At 39.9% G+C, this 18,668-nt stretch carries 16 protein-coding genes; 12 read left to right on the forward strand and 4 right to left on the reverse strand.

The features are described from left to right. The first annotated feature begins 734 nt into the window (after nt 1–734). The 5 genes from VK159_RS14035 (at nt 735) to VK159_RS14055 (ending at nt 6,033) form a co-directional block, all read left to right on the forward strand. Nucleotides 735–1,172, forward strand: coding sequence for a hypothetical protein (locus VK159_RS14035; RefSeq protein WP_324230781.1), 438 nt, complete (start codon nt 735–737; stop codon nt 1,170–1,172). A gap of 225 nt (nt 1,173–1,397) precedes the next feature. Beyond that, nucleotides 1,398–1,934, forward strand: coding sequence for a DUF6512 family protein (locus VK159_RS14040; RefSeq protein WP_324230782.1), 537 nt, complete (start codon nt 1,398–1,400; stop codon nt 1,932–1,934). 214 nt (nt 1,935–2,148) lie between these two features. Further along, a complete protein-coding gene (locus VK159_RS14045) occupies nt 2,149–3,804 on the forward strand; it encodes a hypothetical protein (RefSeq protein WP_324230783.1) in 1,656 nt (551 codons plus the stop codon). Nucleotides 3,805–4,074: 270 nt separating this feature from the next. Beyond that, complete coding sequence (locus tag VK159_RS14050) at nt 4,075–4,560, forward strand: hypothetical protein (RefSeq protein WP_324230784.1); 486 nt, start codon at nt 4,075–4,077, stop codon at nt 4,558–4,560. Nucleotides 4,561–4,662: 102 nt separating this feature from the next. Beyond that, a complete protein-coding gene (locus VK159_RS14055) occupies nt 4,663–6,033 on the forward strand; it encodes a hypothetical protein (protein WP_324230785.1) in 1,371 nt (456 codons plus the stop codon). A 140-nt stretch (nt 6,034–6,173) separates the two neighbouring features. On the opposite strand, the gene VK159_RS14060 is transcribed toward VK159_RS14055, so the two are convergent. Beyond that, nucleotides 6,174–6,878: a hypothetical protein gene (locus VK159_RS14060; protein WP_324230786.1), complete on the reverse strand. Its 705-nt coding sequence runs from the start codon at nt 6,876–6,878 to the stop codon at nt 6,174–6,176. Between the two features lie 207 nt (nt 6,879–7,085). On the opposite strand from VK159_RS14060, the gene VK159_RS14065 reads away from it, so the two are divergent. Together VK159_RS14065 and VK159_RS14070 are read left to right on the forward strand one after the other, a co-directional pair. After that, nucleotides 7,086–7,556: a nuclear transport factor 2 family protein gene (locus VK159_RS14065; protein WP_324230787.1), complete on the forward strand. Its 471-nt coding sequence runs from the start codon at nt 7,086–7,088 to the stop codon at nt 7,554–7,556. 204 nt (nt 7,557–7,760) lie between these two features. Next, nucleotides 7,761–8,639 carry a ChaN family lipoprotein gene (locus VK159_RS14070; RefSeq protein WP_324230788.1) on the forward strand — a complete coding sequence of 293 codons (879 nt, stop codon included), beginning with the start codon at nt 7,761–7,763 and terminating at the stop codon, nt 8,637–8,639. A gap of 131 nt (nt 8,640–8,770) precedes the next feature. On the opposite strand, the gene VK159_RS14075 is transcribed toward VK159_RS14070, so the two are convergent. Next, nucleotides 8,771–12,211 carry a PAS domain S-box protein gene (locus VK159_RS14075; protein ID WP_324230789.1) on the reverse strand — a complete coding sequence of 1,147 codons (3,441 nt, stop codon included), beginning with the start codon at nt 12,209–12,211 and terminating at the stop codon, nt 8,771–8,773. 322 nt (nt 12,212–12,533) lie between these two features. Between VK159_RS14075 and VK159_RS14080 the strand changes: the two genes are divergently transcribed. From VK159_RS14080 to VK159_RS14100, 5 genes are all read left to right on the forward strand, one after another. Beyond that, nucleotides 12,534–13,490 carry an alpha/beta hydrolase family protein gene (locus VK159_RS14080; protein ID WP_324230790.1) on the forward strand — a complete coding sequence of 319 codons (957 nt, stop codon included), beginning with the start codon at nt 12,534–12,536 and terminating at the stop codon, nt 13,488–13,490. Nucleotides 13,491–13,767: 277 nt separating this feature from the next. Beyond that, on the forward strand, nt 13,768–14,301 hold the full coding sequence (locus tag VK159_RS14085; protein ID WP_324230791.1) for a hypothetical protein: 534 nt from the start codon (nt 13,768–13,770) through the stop codon (nt 14,299–14,301). A 299-nt stretch (nt 14,302–14,600) separates the two neighbouring features. Beyond that, the gene (locus tag VK159_RS14090; protein ID WP_324230792.1) at nt 14,601–15,134 is read left to right on the forward strand and encodes a sigma-70 family RNA polymerase sigma factor; all 534 of its coding nucleotides are present in this window, start codon (nt 14,601–14,603) and stop codon (nt 15,132–15,134) included. 72 nt (nt 15,135–15,206) lie between these two features. Next, entirely contained in the window at nt 15,207–16,088 is an 882-nt protein-coding gene (locus VK159_RS14095) for a PhzF family phenazine biosynthesis protein (RefSeq protein WP_324230793.1), read from the forward strand. Between the two features lie 154 nt (nt 16,089–16,242). After that, a complete protein-coding gene (locus VK159_RS14100) occupies nt 16,243–17,220 on the forward strand; it encodes a DUF6624 domain-containing protein (RefSeq protein ID WP_324230794.1) in 978 nt (325 codons plus the stop codon). 23 nt (nt 17,221–17,243) lie between these two features. Here VK159_RS14100 and VK159_RS14105 read toward each other — a convergent pair whose 3' ends face one another. Beyond that, nucleotides 17,244–17,783 (reverse strand): hypothetical protein, encoded by a 540-nt coding sequence (locus tag VK159_RS14105; protein WP_324230795.1) that lies wholly within the window; start codon nt 17,781–17,783, stop codon nt 17,244–17,246. 72 nt (nt 17,784–17,855) lie between these two features. Then, nucleotides 17,856–18,590 (reverse strand): copper homeostasis protein CutC, encoded by a 735-nt coding sequence (locus tag VK159_RS14110; protein WP_324230796.1) that lies wholly within the window; start codon nt 18,588–18,590, stop codon nt 17,856–17,858. Nucleotides 18,591–18,668 lie beyond the last annotated feature (78 nt).

Genomic DNA, 18,668 nt, shown 5'->3' on the forward strand with positions numbered 1-18,668 from the left:
GTTTTTATGCTACAAAAACAACTAATCTTTTTATTAACTTCAGGGGGTCAGTTTGCAATGGCCGAAAGGGGTCACATTACTATGGCCAGTGGGGGTCAGTTTAAGCCGGTAGCAGGGGGTCAATTTGAGTGGATTTTCCAACGAAGGTATTGCGATAAGATATTCAGACGGTACTTGGAAACAATTTACTACCTCAAATTCAGGTATGCCTTTTAATCATACGAACTGCGTGCTTTACGACAAAAAAGAAAAAGTATTGTGGATTTCCACAGACAGAGCCGGACTTGTTAGATACGACTTGAAGAATAGTTGGGAAAATTATCACTCTGACAATTCGGAAATCCCAACCTCATATATTTCTACAATGGCTTTTGATAATAATGGAGTTTTATATTTAGCCACAAGACAAGGCTTGGTAAAAATTGAACGGAAGTAGAAATACTACAGGCAACATTGCGTTTTATGCAAGTTGGACATGACTAGCAAACTTCAACCAATTGCAAATCCAGGCTGTGGTTCGGGCGGGACAAAATACTTTCAACTTTAGTTCTTAAATTCAACAATATATTTTCAATCAGCAGCGGTCATCGGCAGACGGAATACTAATTCCCAACCTGCATAAAGCCCTGCCCGTTAGTCGCAATGTTACCTAGAAATTTTAGGGCCAGAACTGAAATTCGAACGTTACGATTTTGAATCACCAATCGACATACGGTTTAACAACAGATATTCGAATGAGCAATTTACTTTCTCTCGGACAATGGCAAGGTTTTTTTCAATACGGGCCTGAATACGGAACAATTATCGAAGGTCAGGAAGCCGAATTTCGGCTTTTCATCGAAGACTATAACGACGGAAAATTCAGCGGACGAATAATTGATTGGGAGGGGCTCGGAGTTGATGGAGAAGTTTCCGAAGTTCATGGATTCATCGATGGAGACTTGATGAGTTTTACAAAACAATATTCCAGGAGTTTTATTATTGACGAGTTTGGAAATACAAGTATTGAAGAAGGCGTACCGGGGCACTCGGTTATATATGAAGGGCACTTCGATAAAGAGACGAATAACTTCTTGGGTAAATGGGAGATTGTGAGGGAAGTAGGCCATACCTCAGAACTGACGCTGGAAGAAGTTTGCTCAGGTAGTTGGCGAATGCGTAGACACGACTGATGCGCCTGACATGGGGATTGGCGTGATGGCGGCTATACGAATATATCCTCATCGATACAACGCTGCTCAGCGACCTATCAATCGGTCGAATATCGCCCAGCTATCGAATACATTTTCATCTTCATAACTTTGATCAGCGACAGAACCGAGCTGGAGTAACACTGAATATCGCCACGTCGCAAAGCCATGGACATCATGTGCAATTTTAAACCAAGCCAATACTCAATGCCCAGTTTAAAACGATGGAGATTAGTTGGTATTATTACACTAACTGTTTTGGGATTTGTGTTGCACTACTTATTTTCCTGGACAAATGAATCAAAACTAATTGGATTATTTGTTCCGGTTAATGAAAGTGTTTGGGAGCATTTAAAATTGGGATATTGGTCGGTTGTGCTTTTTTCTATTGTGGAGCATTTTTTTGTAAGCCGTCGTGTGAATAATTACTACCCTGCTAAAACAATAGGTGTTCTTGTTTTAGAAATGACAATTATCCTGCAATTCTATGGATATACTTTTATTGCACACAAAGATATTTTCCTGATAGATATTTTTTCTTATATCCTTGCTGTTATTTTATGCCAGTATGTTGCTTATACAATTTTCAGGTTGCATCCATTTTCCATACTGGTTAACAGAATAAGCGTTGCTGCATTTATTTCAATAGGAGTATTATTAGGAGTACTCACTTATTATCCACCCCATTTAGCATTATTCAAAGACCCTCATACCGGAACTTACGGAATTGCCAAAGAAAAATAAACATGCACAGAACATGGATTGTGAAAAATACACCTGATCTATGCTACGTGACAGACCGGGTGGACAATATAGATCACCAGCTCCAGCGATGGTTAACGGTACTTATCCCTCATCACTTATTTACCCCATTTCGTACATGATTAATGCCATTTTATACATGCTGTTGCTTTGCCGCAGGTGAATGAAAACTAGTTTTGGCGGGATATAAACTATCATGAATATTTATCTCATCATCGCCTTGCTGTCGTTCAGTCAATTGATAACAGTAAATCAGCTGCATGCGCAAAACAATACTTATCATTATGTGTTAAAGGCAAGGCCATCAGCGGAAGGCTTGTACTTAGATGTATCTTTAAACTATACAGCTGACTCTACACATATCCTGCATCTGCCATCTGATTATTATGGAACCCCTGATCTTCATCAATGGGTGATTAATTTTAAGGGAGTAAATGGAACACAGGTATTAAAAAAGGAAGCTGCCAGCCGTGAAATTATTCCTGACAAGCGCCATGAAGTTCATATTGAATATACCATTAAGTATGACGCTAAAGAACTCGATAAATATGCTTACGCCCCGAATGTTTCTCCTCACTACTTTTACCTGGCGGGTTGCCAATGGATACTGCCCACAAATCTAATTGAGCAAAAAAATACCTATCATATTCAACTGAAATCTGACAAATCTGACTGGGTGTTTTACTCATCATTGGCAGAAAACACAAACGACATCCTGCTCACATGCAGCTTTGAAGAAATAATCTCCGCTGGTTTTGGAGGCAGTGATGCAACGCAGGATAAACATTATTTTCAGTTGAACGGAAAGAAGTTCTCCCTCTTTATACAAGGTGATTATAAGTTTGATAAAAGCCAGGTGTTACAGTCCTTCAAATCGATTATTACCAAGCAGAATAGTTTTTTAACTGATGAGGATTCATCTTTTTATCATATCACTATTCTTCCTAGGTCGGGCTTACTTGCAGGAGCTTCAATACCACACATGTTTTATTGTTTTATTGACAGTAACACCCGCCACCGGGATTTAAATCAACTGGTTTCTCACGAATATTTTCACAATTGGCTACCCAACAAGATGAATCTGAAAACAGCAAAAGGTCAATATGAATTTCAGCGGGAGTGGTTTTCGGAAGGATTTACAGAATATTTCTCCAGGGTATTTTTATATGAAATGGATTTATTAACTCCTGATGAATTTGTTGAAACGTTTAATGCCGACATCGTGAGTATAAAGAATAATCCAAGTGCGGTTCATTCATATGCTGATATTGTTGAATTAGCAGTTAAAAATCAATACGGGGCTGCTCAAAAGAAACTAAGTTATTATCGGGGAGCACTGATTGCTCTGAAATGGGATTATGAACTTAAGCGCAAGGGTTCTGATTTGAAGGAAATGATGTTGTTTCTTTTTGAGAAAGCGAAATCAGCCCAACATATGTTGAACGATTCTGATCTGTTTCAATATGGCCGGCAATACGCCTTGGATTTTGAAAAAGATATCCAGGATTATATCATTAATGGGAATGCCATACCACTGTATGAAACTGCGTTTCCAGGTTATACTTTAGTTAACCGGGAAATCAATTTATTTTATTCCGGTTTTGATGAGCAAAGATCAGCTAAGGAAAAAATAATTCAAGGCGTTGATATAAACGGGCCTGCCTACCGTGCAGGGTTAAGAGATGGAATGCAATATGTATCCAGGCAAAACTCAAACAGGTGGAGCAATAGCTGGTCTAAAGACAAACCTTATACTGTTATCATAAAACAAGATACTTCCGAGATTCCGATTCATTTTTTTCCTGAGGGTAGGGCGGTTACTGTTAACGTGTACACGAAAATGACTAATTGAGTTTTTCCTTAGCATACCAATAGCGGCAAGAAATCAATAGCGAAAATTCGCTACTACTTTTTTCATTCCTTTTCATATTTTAGCTCAAGGTAGTTTTTGTGCGTACATTAAACCTTTTTCTCAGCATCGCTTCCCGCCGGAGACGTTGCGGAATACAGGCAATGAGAAAAACATCTGAACGCAATGTCCTTAAAGAACTCATTGCTGAGAAGCAATAAAAGAAGTGTTGGCTTCTATATTTCCTTCTACTGATCTTTCAAATAAAAACGTATGAAATTTTTGTGCATATTCCTGTTTAATTTTTTTGTTTTTGTAAATGCGTATTCCCAGGAGAAGCCATTGCTTCCCGAACAGGAAAGACTTGCTGTTTTTATTGGTCGCTGGACGGTTGAAGGCAGCGAGGCTACTTACCTGGAAGTTTGTAACAGAATACAAGGAAACCATATTCAATGTGTCTCCGCTTCAAAAGAAAAAAACGGGATCGACAGTTCAGTTAGTTATTTATCTTTTTCACCACTGGAGAAAACCTATGTTTATTATGGTTTGTATCCTTCGGGAAACTCCCGAACGCTTCGGGGCAAATGGGTAACAGACCGTTTTATTTTTGAGGGGCAACGAATACTACCGGAGAAAACCACAAAATGGCGGGTTACCATTAAGCCTGTTGAAAAAGATCTTCATTTTGTTGAAGAAGCATCTGTAGATAATGTTGCCTGGGAGAAAAAAGCCGACTTTATGTATAAGCGTATTCAATAGAACAGCCTTTTTTTCTGTCGGGTAGGTGAGCTCTGCGTAAGACCCCGGGAGGAAAGTGACGTACGCAATAACAGGTGATACCAAAAACCAAAGTCATTTGATATGCAAAATTTATCTACTGAAACTTTACACTGGAATAGTTATAAAAAGATTGCATTTCGTTTCGCCTTTATTTTTTTCATTCTGTTTATTATTTTACTCGATTGGTCTGTTAATCCTGTGTTGTCTTATTTCTACTACGAGAAAGGACTCGCTGTATTTTTAGATGCAATCGTTACATGGACAGGAACACACATCTTCCATGTTAAGAGTACGATCTTATCTCCTTATGACGGACAGCATAACGACCGGACATACATCTATTTGCTTTATTTCATAATGGCAATGGTTGCACTGTCGGGAACAATTATCTGGAGTGTATTAGACAGAAAACGTACAAACTATACAACGCTTTATTATTGGCTCACTGCCATTATCCGTTATTACCTCGCATTTACATTATTCATTTTTGCACTCGAGAAATTTTTTAAAATGCAATTTCCTGACCTTGGTTTTTATACATTGTCAGAGCCTGTTGGGAATTTGTCGCCCATGAGTTTAGCCTGGGCTTTTTTCGGGTATTCTTATGGCTACAATATTTTTATGGGCATTGCTGAAAGTGCTGCATTACTCCTGCTGTTCCGCAGAACAATGACTTTTGGAGCAATCCTTACGTTGGTTGCTCTTGCCAATGTGATGGCGGTAAATTTCAGTTATGATGTTCATGCCAAAATGTACCCCACAGCTTTATTTGTAATGACTTTTTCGCTGCTGATTCCGCATTTAAACAGGTTGTTTAAATTTTTCTTTACCAATCAAACAACTTCACTTCCGGTGATACAAGCTCCGGTGTTTAAAAGGCGGTGGATGAATATTTCAAAATCGGTATTAAAACTTTTATTGATAGGATACTTTATCATTTTTTCGGTGAAGGACTATATTGGATATAAGCATCGAATGGACAGCAGAGAAATAAGCAAAATCAAATCCGGACTTTCCGGAATTTATGATGTTGACACATTTGTTATGAATAAGGATACCTTATCAACTGAAAACCCATTACGCTGGAACCAGATTGTAATGGGAGGTGCACGGGAGAGGATTCGCCTGAAAGGCGACAGCGTAGCGTACATGGATTTATCAGTTGCTGAAAAAGAAATGTTAGTGTACAGAGACAGAACCAACTTAACGTTAAAAGAGCAGGAAATTTACAATGAGCTGGGTTTACAGGAAAGTACATACATAAAGCTGGATTCAATTTTGGCAGCAAGAGAAATAAAAAGCCGGTTTCAGTTTCAGTTGATTGATTCAACAACGCTATTGCTGAGAGGGAAAATTAAAAACGATTCCGTTTTCATTACTGCAAAAAGACGATCGGTTGAACTAAAAGACTTCAGATTGATAAAAAACGGTTTTCATTGGATAACGGAATAGCTAATTGTATCTTCCAGGTATCCACGCCATTTTTTCTCAGCAAGGTTTTCCACAGGGAAGGTTGCTGAGTACTGTAACCACGAGTTCTTCAAAATGCAATGGCTCTTTCAAAAGCCATTGTTGTCAATCAGGCAGTGTTATTAATAAAACAGTTTTGCATAATAAGTAGCAAAGGTTTGCCAGAATGCAGTTTCCCTTAATTGCCAGAGCACTGAGCCAACCAGTAATACAATGAAAACTGTGAGGAATGGTTTGTAGTTGTTCTTTCTATACACATCAACACCCAAAAGAATGCCCACGATTAACAGGTCGAGCAAATCTGTAATGGCTAACGCATCCCAAACGGATAGTCCAAAACTAGCACTCAGTCCACGTCCTACGCCTGGCCCGATGGCCAGAATGCCGGTGGCAATCATATACCGCATATGGGAGTCGGGTGTTTTGCGGGTAATCATGGCCAGTGCCCAGAAAATGGCAAAGGATAAAAAGCCCCGCATATCGAGCACGATAAAACTTCGCATGTTCTCAACGGGCTCGTTTACTTCAAGCCCTCTTGTATAACCTCCACGGCCAATGAGGAAGAGCGAAATGATAATGAGCGGCCCCAACACCCAGGATAGTTTTCCGATAGTACGGTGCAGGGTTGCCCGGCCCGATTGGATGAGTAAAGGCTGTGCAATGAGCAACAGCATCCATGTCATGAGCAACGCCCCGTGAATATGTATGAGTGGAGTTGCATTTTTAAACGTTGGAAACTGGCTGGTGTAGGATTGATAAAATCCCCACTGAATGCCGATTAAAATAAGGAAAATAAAAATGGCTGTGTTGCGATACACGTTGAGCATGGCTGGTTGTTTTGGCGTGGAGAATGGGTAGGTTGAATCTACTTATTTCCTGCAACATCTGCAGGTATTTTATTTTGAGCCACTGCCCGGGTTTGTATCTTCACGAACAGGAATAAAGTTGTTTAGTGGTTCGTGAAGACACGAACCAAGGCCTGGTGAAATGATTACTACTATCAAAATGATTATTAATTTCAAGAATAAACACAAATGAAAAAAATATTCTTATTGTTTTTTGTCGCTATCAGTCTATGCGGAAAAGCACAATCAACTCTTGAGCAGGAAGAGAAGGCTATACTCAAAAAAGTAGAGTTGTTTTTTCAGTCACTTGAAAAACAGGATACGGCATTATACAGAAATCTTTTTATGCCGGAAGCACAAGGCTGGTCAGTACGGGTAAGAAATGATTCAATAATTTACAGAAACTGGTTTAATGCTGATAGAGTAAAAAATTTAATAAACCCTTCTGCAATTGTAAAGGAAAGAAAGCTGAGTTATGAAATAAAAGTTCATCAGCAAATTGCTATGGCATGGGTGCCATATACACTCAGTGTAAGTGGGAAATTTTCTCATTGCGGTGTTGATCTTTTTACCTTTATTAAAACAGACCTTGGCTGGAAGATCAGCAGTTGTTCATTTACAATTGAGCCTAATGGTTGTGATGCATTATTGAGAAAGTAAACAAGGCTGCTCAAATCACAAATAAGAACTAATAAACTGTTATTGGAAGTAAATTCACACCCCTCCGGCGCAAGTGCTCCGCCTCATCGGATCACTTGATGCAGATTGATACGGCCACGAATGTATCGGGGAATCAGCAGCCGAAAAGATGAGCATTGTTGAAAACGGTAAAGCCGGTGATGTTTTAATTCTATAAATTGCTGTATGCAAAAACTATTTTTTACAGCTTTTATGCTTGTGATCAGTTCAGTGTTGTATGCACAGCAAAAGCCCGCTTATGTGTTGTACAATGCAAAAGGAAAGAAAGTAAGTTATGCTGCCATGTTGAAACAGTTGACCAGGCAGGATATTGTATTGATCGGCGAGTATCATAATAATCCCATCAGTCATTGGTTGCAACTGGAAATTACAACCGATGCAAAACAAAAACGCAACCTTGTACTGGGTGCCGAAATGTTTGAACAGGATAACCAGGCAGCACTCGATCAATACCTGCAGGGAAAAATAACAGCCAAAGGGCTCGATTCATCGGCCCGGCTCTGGCCCAATTATAAAACCGATTATGCACCGCTTGTTAATTTTGCAAAAGCAAATAGTCTGGCATTTGTCGCTACCAATATTCCACGCCGGTATGCATCTATGATTTCAAAAGGCGGGTTTGCAACATTGGATACATTGCCTGATGCCGCCAAAAAATGGATGGCTCCTTTGCCCATTGCTTTTGATTCTACACTGGCAGGTTATGAAAACATGATGAGGATGATGGCGGGTCATGGTTCAATGAACATGGTACGGGCGCAGGCATCGAAAGATGCAACCATGGCTTACTTTATTCTCAGTTATTTTGTTCCCGGCAAACTGTTTATCCATTATAACGGAAGTTATCATTCCGATAAACATGATGGCAAAGCCTCTTCCAATTACGACGGAATAGTTTGGTATCTGAAACAGTCACGTGCCGATCTGAAAATTGCAACCGTAACAACGGTATCGCAGAAAAACATTACCAAACTATTGGCCGAACACCGGTACAAAGCTGATTATATTATTTGTGTTGATGAAGATATGACTACGACGTATTGAGGGTTATGACGACCCCGGGGGCACAACGTAAAAATCATTTAAACGCAATCTCCCTTTCAGGAGATATGGCTGAGAAGTAAAAGAAAAAGTTTAAAAAAAGGTTCGTGAGAACAGGAATCAGGGCAGCGGTATTATAAAACAAACTGCAACTTCAGTGAGCATCCGTTGCCCGGCGTACTTGTTACCTGCATTGTTCCGTTACAAATGGCGGCCCTTGTTTGAATATTGAGAAAACCAACACCTCTTTTTTTAAGTGTAGTATCAAACCCAATGCCATCGTCTTCTATTAACAAGGTTAATTCATTGCCCTGCCTTGTGGTTTGTATCATTACATTTTTTGCTTTGGCATATTTTAAAATATTATTCAGTTGCTCCTGTACCGTGCGGTAAATGGTTAGCTGAACTACCTGTGGCAGGTTGGTATAATCGGTGCTGTGATATTGTTTAATAAAACGGATACCGGTTTCGTTTTCGATGTGTGATACCACCTGTTCAATACTGTCACTTAAATTGGTTATATCGAAGCTCGGCGGTATTAATGAATGACAGAGTAAACGTATTTCCTGAATGGCTTTGCCTATTAACTCATCGGCTTGCTGTATTGTTTCCGGCGACATTGTTCTTTTCGAAACGCCAAAATATAATCTTGCTGAAGCCAGTATCTGGTTTACATTATCGTGCAGTTCACGACCAATGTATTCTTTTTCGTTTTCCTGTGCAGTAATAACAGCGTTGGTAATTTCTTTTTCTTTTTGCCTGCGTTCTTCTTCCAGTTTCAGTTCCAGCATTTTTTTCTCCGTAACATCAATGGCAATGGCAAGTATGGCAATACGGTTTTTGTAGATTATTTTTTGCGATGAGACCTGCATGTAAATAAGCCTGCCATCTTTTGTTTTATGTTTCCATAAACGGATTACATGCAGTTGTTCTGTTTCCCGCACTTTTTTTGCAAATGCAATAATGGTTGGTACTTCTTCCTTCGGGCGGATATCTTTAATGGTGATTACCTCCAGTTCCGAACGTGAATAGCCATATACATCCAGAAATGTTTCATTTACTTCTGCAAAACTGAAATCATCCACATTCCAGATAAAAATAGGGGCGGGGTTGTTATCAAACAGATACCGATACTGTTCTTCTGAACGTATTAAAGCTTCGTCGGCTTTTTTCTGTGTGGTAATGTCGGTTTGAATTGAAAAGTATTGCTGCAGATTTCCCTGTTCATCAAAGATGGGCTGTACCTGCAAATGTGTCCAGTAAGCTTCACCGCTTTTGTTATAATTGATCAGATCCGTTTCAAAATTTATACGCTTGCGTAATTGCGAACGCATATAGGCCAGCTGTGCAGTATCGGTATCTTTTCCCTGCAAAAAATCACCGGGTTTTCTGCCTTTTACTTCTTCTAATGTATAACCGCTGATGCGTTCAAACGCTTCGTTTACCCATTCTATACGTTGGTTTTTATCGGTAATAACAACACCGTTTTGAGTTTCACGTGCAATCCTTGATAATTTTTCAAGCTCGCTGTTAATCTCTTTTTGCCGTGTAATATCCTGTGTAGATCCTATGATACGAATGGGAATGCCTTCTTTGTTACGCAGAATATAACCTCTGTCAGACAAATGAATGTACCTGTCTTCGCCATTTAAAAAACGGAATTCAATTTCAAAAACATGTTGTGTTGTATCTGCCTGTACTTTTTCCAGTAAGCTTTGTAAGCGTGGTAAATCTTCGGGATGAATACGGCTGAACCAGAAATCGCCTGTACCATCTTTCAAGTATGCCGGAAATTTCAACATACGGCAAAACTGCTCTTCGTTACGGTAAACCGTGTTGTTTACAATATCCCAATCCCACACCATATCGTTAGTAGCTTTTGCTACCAGGTTAAAACGCTCATTGCTCAACTCTACTTTCTGCAGGTTCTCTTTCATTTGTGTAATGTCTTCGATCATACACAAATGCCTTGGGTTCTCCTGTTCCTTATGTTCAATAGGTACAATCGACATTTGAATCCATACAAAGGAACCATCGGGTTTTATATACCGCTTCTGCATGGTAAAGCCCGGAATTTCTTTCCTGTTCAACAGGCGCATATTTTCCAGATCGGCCTCCACATCATCGGGGTGTGTAATCGACATCCAGTCGATCGTTTTCAGTTCATCAGTTGTTCTGCCGGCAATGGATGCAAACTTTTCGTTTACATTTAAAATATTACCGTTGTACGAATCGATCAATGCAATACCAAGCGGTGCCTGTTCAAACATAATACGAAACCGTTCCTGGCTTTCGTCAATTGCTTTCTGAGCCCGTTTGGCATAAGTAATATCTCTGCCATAACACGCAATACCAATTACCTGTTTTGCTGTATTTAAAATAGGATTGATGGTGGTTTCCGACCAACGATCGGCTACTCCCATCATGGCAGGTACATGCAATTCAAAACTAAAGCGCTCACCGCTAAGACCACGATCGTACATTTTTTTCCAGAAGGCAAGATGATCGGGCGGGAAAACCGTTTCTTTCAATAAGTATTCGCCTGTTTTTACTTTCACGTTGGTGTACTCACGCATCCGTTCAATAAACGATTGATTAGCGGTTACCAATGAATAGTTGGTATCTACACTCCAGATAAGATCGTTGGTGGCATTGATGAGTGCCTGCTGATTATAGTGCTCAAATTCTTTTTCACGACGTACATTCATTTCACGGGTAATATCAATCGATACGGTAATAATACCTGAAGGATTACCTTCATCGTCTTTTATTGATGAATACACATTGTATATATCATACAAAAGGCCTTGCTGCGTTTTTATTTTCAGCTCTTCTGCAAAACCCTGTTTTTGTTGCAACAAGGCAGCCAGCTCATTGATGGATCGCTTGCTTTCTCCATCAGACAGCAATTGCGTAATGGATTTTTGCTTCAGGTCGGCTTTACTCCATCCATATAGGTTTTCTGCAAAACGGTTGCTGTAGAAAATATTGCCTTCCAGGTCTGCCGCCAGTACAGCCTGCTCAACATTGTCGAGCAGATTTGTTTGCAGGCGGATGAATTCTTTTGTTTTCAGTTCTTCAGTAATATCTCTGCTTACACCAATGATGCCGGCTATTTGTCCCTGCCTGTCGTAAAAAGGGGAGTCGTGTACCTGTGCAAGAAACTGTTGCCCGTTTTTATGTTTTACACTGTATTGCCCGGCCCACGATTGCCCACGTTTTAACTGTTCCATAATCGTCATGCCTTCAGTAAAGGACAGATCGGTGGGGATGAGCATCATTACATTTTTACCCATCACTTCATCACGGCTCCAGCCGTATAATGCAGCTGCATAACTGTTCCAGTAAATGATGATGCCTTCAAGATCGGTGACAATAATTGCCTGTTGAATAAGATCGGGAATGAGCGACTGAATAAAACCCGCATCAGTTGTATTGCCAGCCATCGTAGCTTTTTTCAGTGCCGGTTCATGTTGCAAAGATTCAGTGAACGGATTATGAGCTTGCTGCGGGCTGCAGTCTTGGATTGTAGCTTCGGGTACACGATCGGCACTATGTATCTGTTCGGGTTCCATTTTGTGGATTTGGTTTTGTATTCAAGCCGGCCAGATGTTTTCATAGCACATTAAAAGTTACGGCAATAAAACAGCAATTTGTAAAATATTATTTTGGGAGGTTGTAGTATAATGTCGGTTTTTCCGTCGTCGTTAGGGGCCTGGTGCAACCGCCCCCCCGGAAGCTAAGATATATAAATGTCATTTGTTCAATCTTCGTCTTCATTTTTTTTCACGATGAGAAACAAGTTTGAAATAAGTTTTTGTGAGTAAACTAACCAAGGCATAGAATCTTTCAGGTAAAATATTTTCATCATCTTCGATCCGCAAAAAAACAATTCATATGCTTCGTGCAACATTCTTTCTGCTGGTGGTTTTACAGGTTACGATCGTTAAAGCGTTTGCAGCTGAAACAGATACACTGAAGCTTGATGTGGTAAGTGAGGGGTATAAACTTGATGTAGTGTTGCTGAAAAAAGCAACTGCAGTAAAAGAAGTTCCCGTCATTATTTTCCTGGTGGGTTCAGCCGGAAATTCATCGCACAAAACAAACTATAAGGACTTTGCAGCATTCTTTTTTGAACAATCGTTTTTGCAGAACGGTTTTGCCGTTGTTTATTTTGATAAGCGTGGTGTTGGCGCATCAGAAGGCAAGTGGTATGAAACTACATTTGAGCAACGGGCATTGGATGCAAAAAATGTTGCACTGGCAGTGAAAGAATTAAAGTTTACAAATAAAGAGAAGTTGTTTGTGGTAGGGCATAGCCAGGGTGGTTGGATAGTGCAGCTGGCATTGGCAAATTATCCTGATGTGTTTGCAGGAGGTATCAGTATGGCTGGTCCTGTATTTAGTGTAAAGAAGCAACTTGTAAACGACTATCAAAGTAAATATATCTGTAACAAAGGTTTCGGCGAGAGTAAAGCTTACCAAAAGGCTGTAACCAAAACCAAACGTATTCTTTTTTTCAGTTCAGTATTTGGAAATAGAGGCAACCTCAAACAACTGAAACTTATCAAACGATTTGAACCACAGCCGTATTTGCTGACAATCCGTAAACCGTTACTGTTGTTATTTGCTGAAAACGACGAGCTGGTAAATATTGATTGGTGTATGCAGGAACTTCAACAGATCTTTCCGGACGGCAGGCCCCCTGTTATAGAAACGTATAAAGCAGCAGGCGAAACACACTCCTTTAAACTTGCACCCAAGTGTTATAAAGGCGAGCGGGTGACAAGATTCTATTCGGAAAACACCAGGAAAAAGATCTACGATTGGGTGGTGACAGTTGGAGTTCTTTAGCTGTTAACATCTGTCGCTAATTTCAATGCAGCAAATTGTTTTAAAACAAATAGTGGCAAAACGCAGATATAGAGAACTTCTAAAGTAAAAATTTATAAGTCCTGATATTCGCTGCGTAAACCTCCGGGCGGACAGAAAACACCGTTACGGCAAAAAAAGTTTGCTGATTAATCGTGTTTTTATATCAGCTCGCCATTGATCCATTGAATTTCACCGTTTGTATGTGTGGTGCAACGATTCTGATTTAACGTAAGTCAACCTTGCAAACGTAAATCGTATGAAAAATATTCTTTTGTTTTCTGTATTCTTATTGTTGCTTGCAGGCTGTAAAAAACAAGATAGAGGAAATGATAAAAACAGTTGCCCGCCTGAACTTGTTGGTCAATGGGTAAGAGGTGAGTTTGCAATGGCCAACTTTGCGAGTTACGAGGGTACAACAATTGTTGATGCATCACTTACTACCGGTGCACTCGAGTTTTTTGCAAACGGAAAAGTAAACGCTTACAGCGTTTCGTTTCCAACCAATGCTCAAAGTGGTTGTAATCCACAGGTACTGTCACTTTACAAAGGCAGTGCTAATTATCCTGTTGCCGGCAAACTATTGATGCAATTTACAGGTGGCAGCGAACGTAAGTTTTACCAGCAATGCCCGGGTAAAATCAATACAGAGCGTACACTTACTGCAATTGATTTTAACGGTGCACTCACCTGTTACTGGTCGGTTGAAACAATTGGCAGTGAAACACTCCTGGGCATTCGTTATGATTTGCCGGATAATCCAAAAATCTATTTCAAAAAAACCAGTTGGTGATTATTATCTGCACAGCGTTTTACTAACAGTTTTTGTGTTGATTCCCGGTTGTGTAAAAATGCAAATACTAATATATTGTTTCCGAACATGAATACTGTCGCATAAATTTTATAACCTGGCAAATCAACATCATCTCAACTCAATATCCTTTTCAGGGAGCATACAGGTTAGCAGGAATTCAGGCGCTGCACTCTCCGGCAATCTGCGAAAGAAGGACCTGTCATCATTTTATTATTTTTGTACAACCATCAACATGATCGTTGTAATAATTAATTTACATGATGCTGATTTAATTTTTTATGAGCAAGCTGATTGAACAAGTTTGGGTTGACTTACACGAAGAACTGCGAAAATTTATTTTCAGTAAGGTGAAAGATATGAGTACCAGCGAAGATATTCTGCAAGACGTATTTGTGAAAATTCAGTTGAATATCCATACACTTTCCAATCATTCAAAACTTACATCCTGGGTATATCAAATAACACGCAACACCGTAGCTGATTATTACCGGCGGCATAAAGCATTGCCAGGCATGTCTTATTGCGAATTAGCTGAAGAAGAAACGGAAGAGCCGCTTTATCAACGACTGAGTAATTGTGTCAATCAAAAGATACAGAAACTCCCCAAAAAATATAAGCAGGTATTGCTGCTTGCTTATCATCAAGACTATTCGCAAATAGGATTGGCAGAAAAACTTAACCTGTCGTATTCGGGTGCAAAAACCAGGGTGCAGCGGGGCAGAGAAAAACTAAAAAACCTGATCCGGGGCTGCAAAAATGTACAAATGAACGGAAAAGGTGAATTAGCAGGGTATACAAGCGGCCTGCTGTAAACCTGCGTCTTTTTTCCGGGTGCTGCGTCTATGGGTTGTCAATCTTATTAACAACCTGAATTACATTTTCAAATGGAACAAGTTCGAAAAATAGACGTCCACATTCTAAGTGCTTTTGTACACAACGGAGAAGGAGGCAACCCGGCTGGGGTGGTGCTCAATGCAGATGATCTTTCTAATGAACAAAAATCAGCAATTGCATCAAAAGTTGGTTTGTCCGAAACAGCTTTTGTATCGGCATCAAGAACAGCAGATTTTAAACTTGATTTTTTTACACCAACCAGGCAAATTGCACATTGCGGTCATGCTACCATTGCAACGTTTTCCTATCTGTCTCAATCCGGTTTTATTAAACGTAATTTTTCATCGAAGGAAACCATAGATGGAATAAGAGATATTCTTATACAGGGTGATCTTGCTTATATGGAGCAGAAAGCACCTACCTATATTTCAATCGACGACCGGAAGCAGCAACTGGTGCAGTCATTGGGATTAGCTGCAAAAGATATACCCGGTAATGCAGCTTTAACTATTGTAAATACAGGTAATTCTTTTGCACTTATTCCGGTTGCAGACCAAAGTGTTTTGGAAAAGATTACCCCTGACTTTGATCTTATTCATCAACTAAGCGAGGAGTTCGATTTAATTGGTTACTATGTTTTTTCTACCGAAACAAACGAACCTGCCAGAGACGCAACCACGAGAATGTTTGCTCCACGTTATGGAATAATGGAAGAGTCTGGAACAGGAATGGCAGCGGGACCTCTTGCCTGCTATTTGCATGATGTACTTGGTATAAAAAAAGAACGATTCATGATTGAACAGGGATTGTTTATGCATCCGGCTTCTCCTAGTTTAATTATTGCAGAGCTGTTAGTGAACAATGGGGTAATTGTAAAAGTAATGGCTGGAGGAAAAGGATTGTTGTTGAAAAAAATCACTGTTGAAATCTGAAAACTATTTTAGAATACCCGGTAAGGACAGGTGGTGTCAGGTGTGTATTGAAGCCTGTTTCTAATTGTTTTATTTTTGAAGTAAAGCAGCAGTTTGTTTTGCTAATGATCAAACTAACTGTTTGCGTTTTCATGCTATCAAAAAAATATTACAGATGAAAAATGTACTATTTGTATTATTTATGCTCGTGTTTTTATACACACAATCAAAAGCACAGGTTTCTGAAAAATATGTTCAATTGGTAAAAGAAGCCTGGAGTCTTTATACGTCAAAGCAATATCTGAAATCGGCCCAGATGTATTCAGAGGCGTTTACTGTGGAGGGAGGTATTGAAAGTGTAAGCGATCGTTACAACGCTGCGTGTTCCTGGGCTTTAGCTAATCTGCCTGACTCTGCTTTTGCTCAGTTATTTCAAATAGCACAAAACGGTCAATACAGCAACCTGTCCCACCTTAAAACCGACAATGATCTTTCGGTGTTGCACACAGACGAACGATGGAATAAGTTAATTGAACTTGTGAAAGCGAATAAAGAAAAGGCCGAAGCCCATCTCGATAAACCACTTGTTGCACTTCTTGACTCGATATATGAGGAAGATCAAAAATATCGTCAACAATTAGCAGCGATTGAAGAAAAATATGGTTGGGAATCGGAAGAAATGAAATCGCTTTGGAAAATCATTCACGAAAAAGATTCGCTCAATCAGCAAAATGTAAAAAAGATTCTTGATGAGCGGGGCTGGCTTGGACCAGATGTGATCGGTCATCAGGGAAACCAAACGCTGTTTCTTGTCATTCAGCACGCAGAAATTGAGACCCAGGAAAAATATTTACCAATGATGCGGGTTGCTGTAAAAAAAGGAAACGCAAAAGCGGCCAGTTTAGCATTGCTGGAAGACAGGGTTGCCTTACGCAAAGGTAACATGCAGATTTATGGCAGTCAGGTAGGTCGTGATCAGGAAACGGGTGAATATTATGTCTTACCATTAGCGGATCCAGACAATGTTGATAAGCGGAGGGCAGAAGTTGGGCTTGAACCACTTCAAAGCTATCTTTCGAACTGGGGACTTACCTGGAATGTAGAAAACTATAAGAAGAAACTACCGGAGTACATTGCGAAACAAAAAGGTTAAGATGTAGCTTGCAATTTTCGAGCTTACTGTAACCGACCCGGCGTTTTCTTTTTTAAACTTGTAGCTATAATTTTTCTCGCCCTTGCATGAAACGCTGCTGTTTCAAAATCCCATCGTTCTTCAATAACAGTTATGATCTCGGGTAATATCTCCGGGTATTCTTTTGCCAGCTGTTCAAGTATGGTTAAGGAGAATGCTTTTACCGCTGCTTTCTCTTGTACATCGCAGATGAACGAAAAACAAGCATCCATTACATCGCCTTTCAATGCTTCAGGTATGGTAATGTATTGGAGCAGTCTTGTAATATTTCTACGCACTGCATTATGCAAACCGGGCTTTCGTAACAGTGAAACAAACACCGGTAAATGTTTCTTCAGCAACTGTGGTTGTGTTTCGGCAATAGATCCAATGGGCCATGCTGCCCGTTGCACCACACGATATTCATCGGTAAGAAATAATTTCACCAGTTCATCAAATCGTTTTTGTGAACTGCCGATCCAATCAATGATCTTGTTGGTTTGTTCTTTGGAATGTTTGGCCAGTATTTCTTCACGGAGATTCAAGTGCTGAGCTAAGAGATTAAAGAGGGGGAAAAGTAAAAAAGTAGAAAAGTTAAAAGGGTTAAGAGCAAAGAGTTAAGAGGTTTCTTTCAGTTTGTGTAGTTCGGCTAAGCAGGCGATTACTTCATTACTGTCAACAGTAACCGAAGTTAATGCTTCATTCATTTGTTCATTGATGTATTGCATGCCTGTGGCAACGTTTGTACGTGCTGATGTATGAAACTCTACTGCACCCGTAAACTGTGCAAGCTCTGCTAGATTGTTATGACGCACACCACTGCCGGGCATAATAATGATGCGTTCATCGGCTGCTGCAACCAATTGTTTCAGTAAATGTTTACCTCCCGTAACGTTTGGCATTAAACCCGATGTGAGCACACGTTCGCAACCAATATCGATTAAGGTATCCAATGCTTCCAATGCATCACGCACACGATCAAATGCACGGTGAAAGGTTACACCCATAGGGTAGGCAAGATCAACTAATGCGGAAGTACGGGCTTTGTCAACAGTTCCATCTGCATTTAATAAACCAAACACTACGCCATCGCATCCGAGCTGTTTACAATATTTAATATCTTCTTTCATTGCATCAAATTCGTCAGCAGAATAAAGAAAATCTCCACCACGTGGACGGATCATCGTATATAATTCAATTGATGCAAGTTCTCTTGCTTTCTTAATAAATCCATAGGAGGGTGTAGTGCCGCCTTCGCCGGGGTTATCGCATAATTCAATACGATGTGCACCTGCCTGTTGAATAAGTGAACATGATTCAATGCTGAAGGCAATTACTTCGAGTTTATACATCGTTTAATGTTGAATGTTTCATGTTTTACGTTGCCATGCTGACAAGTTGAGGATTGGTACTAAGCTCAAAATTTAATG

The sequence above is a fragment of the Lacibacter sp. genome (assembly GCF_035299325.1).
GTDB lineage: Bacteria > Bacteroidota > Bacteroidia > Chitinophagales > Chitinophagaceae > Lacibacter.